Annotated in this window: 10 protein-coding genes; 9 read left to right on the top strand and 1 reads right to left on the bottom strand. The window is 74.3% G+C overall.

The genetic code is table 11. The features are described from left to right. Positions 1-17 precede the first annotated feature (17 nt). On the bottom strand, positions 18-1,322 hold the full coding sequence (locus ACIQ8B_RS13435; protein WP_403546760.1) for an MFS transporter: 1,305 nt from the start codon (positions 1,320-1,322) through the stop codon (positions 18-20). Between the two features lie 83 nt (positions 1,323-1,405). Between ACIQ8B_RS13435 and ACIQ8B_RS13430 the strand changes: the two genes are divergently transcribed. The 9 genes from ACIQ8B_RS13430 to ACIQ8B_RS13390 all read left to right on the top strand — a co-directional run bounded on the left by ACIQ8B_RS13430 (position 1,406) and on the right by ACIQ8B_RS13390 (position 12,628). Continuing rightward, a complete protein-coding gene (locus tag ACIQ8B_RS13430; RefSeq protein ID WP_403546759.1) occupies positions 1,406-2,389 on the top strand; it encodes a LysR family transcriptional regulator in 984 nt (327 codons plus the stop codon). A 299-nt stretch (positions 2,390-2,688) separates the two neighbouring features. Further along, on the top strand, positions 2,689-3,969 hold the full coding sequence (locus tag ACIQ8B_RS13425) for a hypothetical protein (RefSeq protein WP_403546758.1): 1,281 nt from the start codon (positions 2,689-2,691) through the stop codon (positions 3,967-3,969). Then, positions 3,969-6,167 (top strand): polysaccharide deacetylase family protein, encoded by a 2,199-nt coding sequence (locus tag ACIQ8B_RS13420; protein ID WP_403546757.1) that lies wholly within the window; start codon positions 3,969-3,971, stop codon positions 6,165-6,167. The genes ACIQ8B_RS13425 and ACIQ8B_RS13420 overlap by 1 nt, the downstream gene beginning before the upstream one ends. Then, positions 6,164-7,495 carry an acyltransferase gene (locus ACIQ8B_RS13415; RefSeq protein WP_290007029.1) on the top strand — a complete coding sequence of 444 codons (1,332 nt, stop codon included), beginning with the start codon at positions 6,164-6,166 and terminating at the stop codon, positions 7,493-7,495. Before ACIQ8B_RS13420 ends, ACIQ8B_RS13415 begins: the two co-directional genes overlap by 4 nt. Positions 7,496-7,627: 132 nt before the next feature. Beyond that, entirely contained in the window at positions 7,628-8,017 is a 390-nt protein-coding gene (locus ACIQ8B_RS13410) for an ATP-binding protein (protein WP_403546756.1), read from the top strand. A gap of 31 nt (positions 8,018-8,048) precedes the next feature. Further along, positions 8,049-8,915 carry a hypothetical protein gene (locus tag ACIQ8B_RS13405; protein ID WP_403546755.1) on the top strand — a complete coding sequence of 289 codons (867 nt, stop codon included), beginning with the start codon at positions 8,049-8,051 and terminating at the stop codon, positions 8,913-8,915. A gap of 174 nt (positions 8,916-9,089) precedes the next feature. Further along, positions 9,090-10,448: a nitrate/nitrite transporter gene (locus tag ACIQ8B_RS13400; RefSeq protein ID WP_403546754.1), complete on the top strand. Its 1,359-nt coding sequence runs from the start codon at positions 9,090-9,092 to the stop codon at positions 10,446-10,448. A 129-nt stretch (positions 10,449-10,577) separates the two neighbouring features. Then, positions 10,578-11,735: a uroporphyrinogen-III synthase gene (locus tag ACIQ8B_RS13395; protein WP_403546753.1), complete on the top strand. Its 1,158-nt coding sequence runs from the start codon at positions 10,578-10,580 to the stop codon at positions 11,733-11,735. 305 nt (positions 11,736-12,040) lie between these two features. After that, entirely contained in the window at positions 12,041-12,628 is a 588-nt protein-coding gene (locus ACIQ8B_RS13390; RefSeq protein ID WP_403546752.1) for a CGNR zinc finger domain-containing protein, read from the top strand. Positions 12,629-12,690 lie beyond the last annotated feature (62 nt).

The raw sequence follows: 12,690 nt of genomic DNA, 5'->3' as shown, positions 1-12,690 counted from the left end.
TGCGGGACCTGTGTCCGTCAATGGGGTGAACGGTGATCCCTGAAGCGGTCCGACGGCCCGGACACCAGGAGCGCCCCGGCGACCGCGAGGGCGGTGAGCGCCGCCGCCACCGGCACCCCGTACCCGGCGGTGGCCGAAACGCGCTCCACGATCCAGCCGCCGGCCGCGCTGCCGCAGGCGATCCCGCCCAGCAGCCCGGTCACCGCCAGCGTCATGCCCTCGTTCAGCCGCCCCTCGGGGGTGGACCGCTGCACCAGGGTCATCGTGGTGACCATCGTCGGGGCGGTGGCCATCCCCGCCACCAGCAGCGCGCCCGCCAGGACCGGCAGCGAGCCGGTGAGGGCGGCGGCGAGCAGCGGCAGGGTCATCAGCGCGGCCATCGCCGCCAGGCACCAGCCCAGCCGGAAGCGCGCGGACCCGGCCGGACGCACCGCCCCGTACAGCAGGCCCGCCGCGCAGGAACCGGCCGCCTGGAGCGCCAGCACCGCGCCGGCCGCCGTGCGGTGCCCCTGCCCGTCCGCGAACGCGATCGTCACGACCTCCAGGGAGCCGAACACCCCGCCCGTCGCCAGGCAGACCAGCAGCAGCGGCCGTACGCCGGGCGCGTGCAGGGGCGCCCCTCCGGAGGCGCGGCGGACGGCCGGGGGCTCCGTGGAGCGCTGTGCGGCGAACAGCGCGACGCCCGTCAGCAGCAGCACCGCGCCGGCCAGCGTGCCCGCCTCCGGGAAGAGGGCCCCGCACAGCAGGGCCGCGAGCACCGGGCCGAGCATGAAGCACAGCTCGTCGGCGGCCTGCTCGAAGGAGTTCGCGGTGTGCAGGTCGTCGGGTCTGTCCTTCAGCAGGTGCGCCCAGCGGGCCCGGGACATGCCCCCGGTGTTGGGGGTGGTGGCCGTCGCGGCGTAGGCGGCGAACAGGGTCCAGCCGGGGGCGTCGTGGCGCACGCAGAGCACCAGGGCGAGCGAGCCCAGCACGGCGACCAGCGTGGCCGGCAGGGCCACCCGGGCCTGCCCGTACCGGTCCACCAGGCGTGCGGTCCACGGGGCGGCCACCGCCGTGGCCGCGAGCCCGGTCGCGGTGACGGCGCCGGCCAGGGCGTACGACCCGCGGGTCCCGGAGATCATCAGGATCGCGCTCACCCCGAACATGCCCATCGGCAGCCGGGCGAGCAGGTTGCCCGCCGTGAAGGCGCGGGTGCCGGGCAGGGCGAACAGACGGCGGTACGGACCCGGCTCGCGCGGGGCGCGCGGGGCGAAGTCGACGGCCACGAGGGTGTCGGCGGTGACGGTGTACAGGCGGGTGTCCGGCGGGGTCGGCTGAGGCATGGCCTCACCGTCACCCCAGGTCAGGTGGCCGGTCCAACACTTTCTCCGGCCCCATTGACGCACCTGTGTTGTAGGTTCGCGGGATGTCCGCCCCCGCCCACGTCGACCCCCGTCTGCTGCGCGCCTTCGTCACCGTCGCCGAGGAACTGCACTTCACCCGCGCCGCCGCGCGTCTCCACGTCGCCCAGCAGGCGCTCAGCCGGGACGTGCGGCGCCTGGAGCGGGAGCTGGGCTGCGAGCTGTTCGTGCGCAGCACCCGCCAGGTCACGCTCACCGCCGACGGCGAGCGCCTGCTGCCGTACGCCCGCGCGGCGCTCCAGGCGCAGGACGACCTGCTCGCCGCCGCCGGACGGAGCCGCCCGCTGCTCGTGGACCTCAACTCCCCGGGCCTCGAGACCCATCGCGAGGTGCTGCGCCGGGCGCGTGAGCGGGCCCCGGGGCACGAGCTGATGGCCCGCTACGAGAGCGGGCTGACCTGGGCGGCGGGGGAGCTGCTCGCGGGGCGGCTGGACGCGTCGTTCGGCCGGTTCGCGGGGCTCGCGCCGGCGGTGCGGGCCGGGCTGGACCAGCAGCCGGTGCGGTACGAGCCGATGGCGGTGGTGCTGCCCGAGGGCCACGCGCTGGCCGCGCTGCCCGAGGTGCCGCTGGCCGCGCTGGCGGGCGTGACCGTGTACGCCGGGGCGGGCAACGACCGCACGGAGGAGTGGACGGACCTGGCGCGGCGGCTGTTCGAGGGCCGGGGGATCACGCTCGCGCCGCCCGCGCCGCTGACGGTGGGGGAGGAGGAGTTCCAGCGAGTGATGGCGAGGACCGGGCACCCGGTCCTCGCCGTGGTCGGTTTTCCGCCACTCCCCGGAACGGTGTCGCGGCCCCTGGTGGCGCCGGTGCCCCTCTCGCCCGTGTCGCTTGTGTGGCGGAAGGGCATGATGCATCCCGCTCTGACCGAACTGCGCGGTTCGGCGGCCGAGCTCGCCGCCGGGCGGGGCTGGCTGCGGCGCCCCGTGGACTCCTGGCTCCCGGAGGCCGACGCCGCCGTCATGGGAGCGCACCCAATGTCTCGCTGCTGATACAAAAGGTCGCCCCGCAAACACGCGACCTCCGCGTGCGCTACATTCGATGCCCGAGCACGGTGTGATAAACGGGGCGCTCGGAGCGGGTGGGGGCCCGGTCCGCCGACGGGTGCTCGGGTCGTACGCGCGCCGAAGACTCCGTTGGGGGGAAGTGCGAGCGCGTGAAGAAGTGGCGAGAAGACGCCCAACCGGGGCGGCCGCAGTCGGGCGGCACTTCCCGGAGGTCCGTGGAAGGGGACGAGGCCGCCCGTGAGACACGGGTGATGCCCCTGGCGGACCGACCCGTCGGACCCGGCGTGAGAGACGGCGCGGAGAGCCTCCGCGCCGGTTCCGGTTCCCTGGACGAACGCTGGGCGCGTCTTGGCGCGTTCCCGTCCGGGAACGGCGACGACGACCGGACGCAGGTGCTGCCCTCGTCCGGGACCGACGACAGGACCCAGGTCCTGCCCGACGCGTCCGGCCGCACGGTCCCGCCCGCCCGGCCCGGCAGCGAGGACCGTACGCAGGTGCTGCCCGAGGTGGGCGGACGCGCGGAGCCGCCCGCCCGGCCCGGCCCGTCCGGCGGCCCTGTCGGGTCCGGCGGCCGGGACCGCTTCGACGCCTTCGGGAAACCGCCCGCGGGGCGCCGGGTCGCCGACGAGGCCTACGACTCCGAGCGCACCACCGCCCTGCGCGTCCCCCGCCCGGCGGCCCCGGCCGCCGGGACGGCGGACGCCGGCGCCACGGCCCGGGTCCCGGTCGCGGACGCCGCGGTCCCCGGAGACACCGGCACCGCCGTACGCGACCCCTGGCAGGAGGAATCCGGCGGCACCGGTGAGGCCACCCACGACCCGCACGAGGTGACGGTCCAGCTCGACGCCGTGCAGATAGGCGCCGGCGGCGTGCTGAGCCGTACGCCCGGAGCGGGCGCGGCGCCCGAGGCGGCCCCCGTGTTCGTCGACGAGTCGGGCCGCCGCAACCGGCTCTACCGCCGCATCGGCCTGGCCGTCGGCCTCGCCTGCGTGGGCTACGCCGTCGTCATGGTCGCCACCCTGCTGTCCGGCAACTCCGCCGCCCCCTGGATGCCCGTCCCGGGCCAGGAGGACAAGCCGGCCGAGCAGGTGGAGACCACGCCCCGGCCCTCCGCGACCGACCCCGCCCCCAGCTCCGGCGCCGGCCTCGACCCGGGCGCCGTGCCGACCGTCCCGGACGCCGCCGACCTGCCCGGACCCGGCGCCTCCGCGCCCGCGGCGGGCGACACCGGCGGCACCGTGGAGCAGCCCGACGGCGGCACCCCGGCGACCACGCCGACCGGCCGCGCCAGCTCCCAGCCGGGCACCGGCGGCACCGACGCGGGCGGCGGCCCCGCCGCCGAGACGCCCCCGGCCGGCGGAGGCGCCAGCACCCAGCCCTCCACGCCGACGACCGAGGACGACGTCCCGCAGCCCGAGACGTCCGACCCCGTCGGCGACGGCGGCGAGGCCGGCGGCACCGACAGCCTTTCCGCTCCGTCCGCCGGCCGCCCGGTCGCCGCCGAACCCGCCGCGGGCGCGGACTCCGCCCCCATCGCCGCACCGTCCCCGGAGAACGTCCTCTGATGGCATCCCCGTCCCACCGCCGCCGGGCGCCCCGCCCGGACCGGCGCGGCGCACTGCGCCGTCGCGTACCGCTGCGCCTGCTGCTCCCGCTGCTGGTCCTGGTCGCCCTCGCCGCCATGCTGATGCTGCGCGGCTACGTGCACAGCGAGATCCTCGCCGACCACCGGGTGCAGAACCCGGCGCCCACCACCGAGGTGCCGAAGGAGATACTCGAGGGCGGCCCGGTGATAGACGTCCGCACGGGCGAGGCCACCACCCTCAGCGTGCCGGACGGCCGCCTGGTGCTCACCTTCGACGACGGCCCGGACCCCACCTGGACGCCGAGGGTGCTCGACGTGCTGAAGAAGCACGACGCGCACGCCGTCTTCTTCGTCACCGGCACCATGGCCTCCCGCTACCCGGACCTCGTCCAGCGCATGGTCGACGAGGGCCACGAGATCGGCCTGCACACCTTCAACCACCCCGACCTGTCGCTGCAGTCCAGGGAGCGCATCGACTGGGAGCTGTCGCAGAACCAGCTCGCCATCACCGGCGCGGCCGGCATCCGCACCTCGCTGTTCCGTCCGCCGTACTCCTCCTACTCCGCCGCCATGGACAACGAGTCGTGGCCGGTCACCGAGTACATCGGCAGCCGCGGCTACCTCACCGTCGTCAACAACACCGACAGCGAGGACTGGAAGCGGCCCGGCGTCGACGAGATCATCCGCCGCGCCACCCCGGAGAACGGCGAGGGCGCCATCGTCCTCATGCACGACTCCGGCGGCGACCGCAGCCAGACCGTGGCCGCGCTCGACAGGTTCCTGCCCGACCTGAAGGAGAAGGGCTACGAGTTCGACAACCTGACCGAGGCCCTGGACGCGCCCAGCGCGCACAGCGCGGTCACCGGACCCGAGCTCTGGAAGGGCAAGGCCTGGATCTTCCTGGTGCAGGCCTCCGAGAAGATCACCGACGTGCTGGTGGTCGGCCTGGCGATCATCGGCACCCTGGTCATCGCCCGCTTCGTGCTGATGCTGCTGCTGTCCGGCGCCCACGCCCGCCGGGTGCGCGGCAAGAACTTCCGCTGGGGCCCGCCGGTCACCGAGCCGGTCACGGTGCTCGTCCCGGCGTACAACGAGGCCAAGTGCATCGAGAACACCGTCACCTCCCTGATGGCCAGCGACCACCCGATCGAGGTGCTGGTCATCGACGACGGGTCCACCGACGGCACCGCCCGCATCGTCGAGTCGATGGGCCTGCCCAACGTCCGGGTCATCCGCCAGCTCAACGCGGGCAAGCCCGCCGCCCTCAACCGGGGCCTGGCCAACGCCCGGTACGACATCGTCGTGATGATGGACGGCGACACGGTCTTCGAGCCGTCCACCGTCCGTGAACTCGTCCAGCCCTTCGGCGACCCGAAGGTCGGCGCCGTCGCCGGCAACGCGAAGGTCGGCAACAAGGACAGCCTCATCGGCGCCTGGCAGCACATCGAGTACGTGATGGGCTTCAACCTGGACCGCCGGATGTACGACATCCTGCGCTGCATGCCGACCATCCCGGGCGCCGTCGGCGCCTTCCGGAAGTCGGCGCTGGAGCCCATCGGCGGCATGAGCGACGACACGCTCGCCGAGGACACCGACGTCACCATGGCGCTGCACCGCGCGGGCTGGCGCGTGGTCTACGCGGAGAACGCCCGCGCCTGGACCGAGGCCCCGGAGACCGTGCAGCAGCTCTGGTCGCAGCGCTACCGCTGGTCGTACGGCACGATGCAGGCCATCTGGAAGCACCGCCGCGCCCTCGTCGAGAAGGGCCCCTCCGGCCGCTTCGGCCGCGTGGGCCTGCCCTTCGTCTCGCTGTTCATGATCGTGGCCCCGCTGCTGGCCCCGCTGATCGACGTCTTCCTGCTGTACGGCCTGGTCTTCGGACCGACCCAGCAGACCATCCTCGCGTGGCTGGGCGTGCTGGCCATCCAGGCGGTCTGCGCCGCGTACGCGTTCCGCCTGGACAAGGAACGCATGACCCACCTGATCTCGCTGCCGCTGCAGCAGATCCTCTACCGCCAGCTCATGTACGTCGTGCTGCTCCAGTCCTGGATCACCGCGCTCACCGGCGGCCGGCTGCGCTGGCAGAAGCTGCGCCGCACCGGTGTGGTCGGAGCGCCCGTGAACGGGACCGTGCCGAGCGGCCAGGCGTACCACGACGACCGGAGGCCGGTGGCATGACCCACGGACACCCGTCCGGCGCCGGCCCGGTCCCGGGACCGGCCGGCCCGTACCCGACCCCCTACGGCGGACACACGGGCGTGGCCCCGCAGCCGCCGTACCCGTTCCCCCGGCAGCACACCACGGAGCCGGTTCCGGAACCGGCTCCGGAACCCGCCGAGGCGCCGGCCCGCGAGAAGCCGGGCCGGGACCGGTACCTGGACCTGCTGCGCTCCATCGCCCTGGTCCGCGTCGTCGTCTTCCACCTCTTCGGGTGGGCCTGGCTGACGGTGCTGTTCCCGTCGATGGGCGTGATGTTCGCGCTCGCCGGCTCGCTGATGGCCAGGTCGCTGAAGCGGCCCGCGTGGAGCGTGATCCGCGGACGGCTCCGCCGTCTGCTGCCCCCCTTGTGGATCTTCGGCGCCATCGTGCTGACGCTGCTGTTCGTCAGCGGCTGGAACCCGGGCAAGGACCCCGGCCAGGGCGGCGGGCTCTGGGGCCTGGTCAAGCTGTTCAACTACCTGGTCCCGATCGGCGCCCCGCCCTACCCGTTCGAGGCCGCGGACCTCGGGCCGCTGGGCGCCACCTGGGCGACCGACGCGGTGGGGCCGCTGTGGTACCTGCGCGCCTACCTGTGGTTCGTGCTCGCCTCCCCGCTGCTGCTGTGGGCGTTCCGCCGGGCGCCCTGGCCGACGCTGCTCGCCCCGCTCGGCCTGACGGCCGTCGTCGGCACCGGGCTGGTCACCATCCCCGGCGAGACCGGCAACGCGGTCACCGACTTCGCGGTCTACGGCTCCTGCTGGGTGCTGGGCTTCGCCCACCAGGACGGCATGCTCAAGCGGGTCCCGCGCTACATCACCGTGTCCTGCGCCTCCCTGGTGATGGCATTCGGCCTGTGGTGGGCCTCGGGCCACCTCGGCGACTCGGGGTGGAACCTCAACGACATCCCGCTGGCCCAGGCCACCTGGTCGTTCGGGTTCGTGGTGATCCTGCTCCAGTACTCGCCGTCGTGGCGGGAACTGCCGGGACGGCTCGCCGGCTGGGACCGGATGGTGACCCTGTCCAACAACCGGGCGGTCACCATCTACCTCTGGCACAACCTGCTGATCGCGCTCACCTTCCCGCTCGTCGACCTGCTGTACAAGCTCCCGTTCATGCAGAACGAGCGCGGGGTGGAGGCCCTCAACAGCACCTACGAGCTCTGGACGTTCACGTTCATCTGGCCGCTCATCGGCCTGATGGTGCTCGCGACCGGCTGGGTCGAGGACCTCGCGGCGAAGCGCCGCCCGAGGCTCTGGCCGAACGGGAGCAAGAGCTCCCGCCCGCGGGCCGGGGCACGCCGGGGCTGAGCCTCACGGGCGGAGGCGCCGAGGAGCGGAGGGCCGTCGGACGACACGTCCGACGGCCCTCACCCGTTCACCCGCGACGCCGGCGGCTCACCCGGCGGTCATCCGTACCCTCGCGCCGTACGCGTCGCACGCATGACGGTGCGGGCCGCACCGCGCGGCCACGGCAGGCAGGACGCCCTTGACGTCGTCGGGTCGCCGTCCCCGGAGCTGGTCACCGACGCCTGCCTGCACACCGAAGGGCCCGCCTCCCCCCAGGCTCACGGGGCTGGGCGACGGCCGGCTGCGGGCCGGGGGGGGGACAGCGACCCGTACGTCCCCGCACCGTTCGGCGGGGCCGGTGACGATTCCGCCCCGCTCGCTCCGCTCGACACCGGGTCCGGGCGCGGACTGCGGCTCGTGCAGGAGTACGCCGACTCCTGGGGAGGGCGGGCCCTCGGTGACGGTGCGCTGGGGCGGGGAGCGGGGAAGCTGCTCTGGTTCGAGGTGGGCGGCCGTGCCACACTGCCCCTGTTGCTGAAGTGAACGGTGGGCCAGGGGGGGGGGCGCGGGGCGTATGAGCAAGCGGCAGACGCAGAAGATGCTGCGGTTGATGGCGAGCGGGGAGCCGGTGCAGCTCACCAGCCCCATGGCATCCGTGAAGAAACTCGCCCGGCTCGCTTTCGTCGCCCAGCAGTTCGGCTACGAGTACGCCGACGTCCGGCAGGGCGGCGGGGGGAACAACGGCAAGCTCACGATGCTGATCGTGCCCGACCCCAGCCCGCAGGCGCAGGCCCGCGCCGCGCAGAACCGGGCCCAGTACCCGAACGCACACGACGGCGTCTCCCTGCCGCCGCTCGTGCCGGACGCCGTCGAACTGCTCAAGGCGCGCATCAACTTCGACCTCACCGGCAAGAGCGCCGAGAAGCGGATGGGCTACGGCGCCCTCGGCGTCTCCATCGGCAGCGTGATCATCGCCTACCGGCTCGGCGGCACCTCGGACGACTTCGTCATCGCGGCCGTGATCTGGCTGATCCTCATGGTCGTCCTGGGCATCGGGTTCCTCGTCACCCGCAAGCGCAACGCCAAGTTCGCGGCGCGGCTCCGGGCAGCCGGCTTCGTACCGGTGACGGACGAGACGGGCCGGGTGCGCTACCTGCCGCCGGGCGGTCAGACGCCGGGGTACGGCAACCCCTTCGGGAGCGGCCCCTACGGCCCGTACGGGGCGCAGGCCCAGGGCGCCCCGGCCCCGCAGCAGCAGCCCGCCCCGGGCTACGCCCAGCAGCCCCCGGCGTACGGCCGGCCGTTCCCGCAGCAGCAGCCCGGCCCGTACGCCCAGCAGCCGCCCGTCTACGGTCAGCCCGGTCCGTACGGCGTCCCGCCCCAGCAGGCGCCCGGCCCCTACGGGCAGCCCGGCCCCTACGGTGCCCCGCAGCAGCACTGACCCCTCACCGCGTCCCCGGTGACCGGTGACGGATTCCTCTCACCCCGCCCCCGCCCGGGGTGAGAGCAACGTTCCCTGCCGGTCACCGCGTGCCACAGACCGGAAACGCCCCCTCCCTACCTTCGGGACCAGCCCTCGCGGCACCGCCGCGCCCCGGAGAGCAGTGGAGGCCCCATGACAGCCCGCAGCGGCCGTTGGATCCAGCAGTGGGACCCGGAGGACGAGACCTTCTGGAACCACACCGGAGAGCGGATCGCCCGCCGCAATCTCCTCTTCTCCGTCCTGTCCGAGCACATCGGCTTCTCCGTCTGGACCATGTGGTCCGTCCTGGTGCTCTTCATGGGCCCCGAGTACGGGCTGACCCCCGCCGACAAGTTCCTCCTGACCTCGATGGTCACGCTGGTCGGCGCCGTCGTCCGGGTCCCGTACACCTTCGCCGTCGCGGTGTTCGGCGGGCGGAACTGGACGATCGTCTCCGCGGGGCTGCTGCTCGTGCCGACCGTCGCCGCGTTCGCGGTGATGGAGCCGGGCACCTCCTTCTCCACGTTCCTGCTGGTCGGCCTGCTGGCCGGCATCGGCGGCGGCAACTTCGCGTCCTCCATGACCAACATCAACGCCTTCTTCCCGCTGCGGGAGAAGGGCTGGGCGCTCGGCCTGAACGCGGGCGGGGGCAACATCGGCGTCCCCGTCATCCAGCTCGTCGCCCTCGCGATCATCGGCGCGAGCGGGGGACCGCGGGTGCTGCTCGGCCTCTACATCCCGCTGATCGTCCTCGCCGCCCTGCTCGCGGCCCTCTACATGGACAACCTGGCCTCGGTGAGGAACGACACAGGCGCCGCCAAGGACGCCGCGCGCGACCCGCACACCTGGATCATGTCCTTCCTCTACATCGGCACCTTCGGCTCGTTCATCGGCTACAGCTTCGCCTTCGGGCAGGTGCTGCAGAACCAGTTCGACCGCACCCCGCTGGAGGCCGCGTACGTCACCTTCGTCGGGCCGCTGCTGGGCTCGCTGATCCGGCCGGTGGGCGGCCGGCTCGCCGACCGCTACGGCGGCGCGCGCATCACGCTGTGGAACTTCGTCGCCATGGGCGCGGCCACCGCGGTGCTGATCGCCGCCTCGACGGAACAGTCGCTCGCGCTGTTCACCGTCGCTTTCGTGGGGCTGTTCGTGCTGACCGGTCTCGGCAACGGCTCGACGTACAAGATGATCCCCGGCATCTTCCAGGCCAAGGCGCAGGCCCTGGGCCTCCAGGGCGAGGCGGCGGCCGCGTACGGGCGGCGGCTGTCCGGGGCGTCCATGGGCCTGATCGGCGCGGTGGGCGCGCTCGGCGGCGTCGGCATCAACCTCGCCTTCCGCCAGTCCTTCCTCTCCCACGGCTCCGGCACCGGCGCGTTCATGGCGTTCCTCGCCTGCTACGCGGTCTGTTTCGCGGTCACCTGGGCGGTATACCTTCGCCGGCCCGCCGCCCGCCCGGCCGGCGCCACCTCCGCCGCGGAGGAGAAGGCGCAGCTCAGCTACGCCGAGGTGTGACGGCGGGTGACGTAACACTGGTGACATGAAGCCGAACCGAGCCTGTCACGGATCGTTGACAGGCTCGATCGGCATGAAGGTGGAGCCGCACCTTCATGCAGTACGCCGACTCGAGCCGGGACGAGAGTGATGGACGACGAACGAGAGCAGTCACCGGAGCACGGCCCCCTCGCGGGCTTCACCGTGGGCGTGACCGCGGCGCGCCGTGCCGACGAGCTGGGCGCGCTGCTGGAGCGGCGCGGTGCGGCGGTGCTGCACGCCCCGGCCCTGCGGATCGTGCCGCTCTCCGACGACAGCGAACTGCTGACCGCCACCAAGGAGATCATCGGGCGGGCCCCGGACCTCGCGGTCGCCACCACCGCCATCGGGTTCCGCGGCTGGGTGGAGGCCGCCGACGGCTGGGGGCTCGGCGAGGACCTGTTGGAGCGGCTGCGCGAGGTGCGGATCCTGGCGCGCGGGCCCAAGGTGAAGGGCGCGATCCGGGCGGCCGGACTGACCGAGGAGTGGTCGCCGGCCTCGGAGTCGATGGCCGAGGTGCTGGACCGGCTGCTCGAGGAGGGCGTCGACGGGCTGCGCGTCGCCGTCCAGCTGCACGGCGAGCCGCTGCCCGGGTTCGTGGAGGCGCTGCGCGCCGGGGGAGCGGAGGTGGTGGGCGTGCCGGTCTACCGGTGGCTGCCGCCGGAGGACCTCGGGCCGGTGGACCGCCTGGTCGACGCGGTCGTCGCCCGCACCCTGGACGCGGTCACCTTCACCAGCGCGCCCGCCGCCGCCTCGCTGCTGTCCCGCGCCGAGGAGCGGGGCCTGCTCGACGACCTGCTGGCCGCGCTCGGCCACGACGTGCTGCCCGCCTGCGTCGGCCCGGTCACCGCCCTGCCGCTCCAGGCGAAGGGCGTCGGCACCGTGCAGCCCGAACGCTTCCGGCTCGGCCCGCTGGTCCAGCTCCTCTGCCGCGAACTCCCCGCGCGTGCCCGCGCGTTGCCCGTCGCCGGGCACCGGGTGGAGATCCGGGGGCACGCGGTGCTGGTCGACGGCGCGCTGCGGCCCGTACCGCCCGCCGGGATGTCCCTGCTGCGGGCGCTGTCCCGCCGGCCCGGCTGGGTCGTCTCCCGCGCGGAGCTGCTGCGCGCCCTGCCGGGCGAGGGCCGCGACGAACACGCGGTGGAGACCGCGATGGCCCGCCTGCGCACGGCCCTGGGCGCCCCCAAGCTGATCCAGACGGTCGTCAAACGCGGCTACCGCCTGGCCCTCGACCCGGCGGCCGACGCCAAGTACGACGGGGCGGGCTGAGCGCGCTCGTCGACCGGTTCGCCGTCGGTGACCGACGCGATCCCGCCACCTTCCTCGCCACCTTCACCCCACCTCCTCGCAGCGGGTGCGGCGCCCGGCCGGCCGGTCGTCGAAGCCGCCGTGTCCGGGAACGCGCGGACCTCCACCCCGTTCGCCCCCTCCCTGCGGGCGGGCTGGACGGAAAGCACGCGGCGGGAGGGGTTCCGGGGGCGGGGACGGGCGGGCACTGTGGAGACGGAACGGTTTCCCGGTTCGCGCACGGCCCCCCCCACGCGCGCGGGGGCCCACCTAGGCGGTGGCAGGACATGGCACTGGGTACGGTCACGGCGTCCTACGAGCTGAGGTTCGACACCGGGCGGGTCTGCCTGGACCTGCTCGCGACCACTCATCCAGGCGAGCGGCTGGCCTCCGTCGACGCGCTGCGCGCCTGGATCACCGGCGCCGGACTCGTCCCCGAGGGCACCCCGCTCGCCCACGCCGGCCCGTCCTGGCTGACCGCCTTCCGCGAACTGCGCGCGTGCCTGGTCCCGTTGGTGCGCAAGCCCGGCTCCCGCTCCTACGGCCCCGCGCTCGCCCGGGTCAACGAACTCGCCCGCTCCGCACCGCCGGCGCCCCGCGCGGTCCCCGGCGCGGACGGGACGCTGGTGCGCCGGCTCGCCGGCCCGCCCGGCCGCGACGCGCTGCTCGGCGCGGTGGCGCGGGACGCGGTGGACCTGCTCACCGACCCGGCCGCCCGGGCGGGCCTGCGCCAGTGCGAGGGCGACAACTGCCCCATCGTGTACGTCGACACCTCCCGGGGACGGCGGCGCCGCTGGTGCTCCAGCGAGGTGTGCGGCAACCGCGAGCGCGTGGCCCGGCACCGCCGCCGCACCGCGGCCCTCACGCGCGCCTGAGGCCGGCGCCGCCGGTCCGCACCGGAACGTCCCGTCCGCTTCGCGGTGTTCGCGCACCGAGG

The sequence above is a fragment of the Streptomyces sp. NPDC096105 genome (assembly GCF_044763335.1).
Classification (GTDB): Bacteria; Actinomycetota; Actinomycetes; order Streptomycetales; family Streptomycetaceae; genus Streptomyces.
The sequence above is the reverse complement of the archived record's forward strand: the minus strand, read 5'-3'. Positions and strand labels throughout refer to the sequence as shown.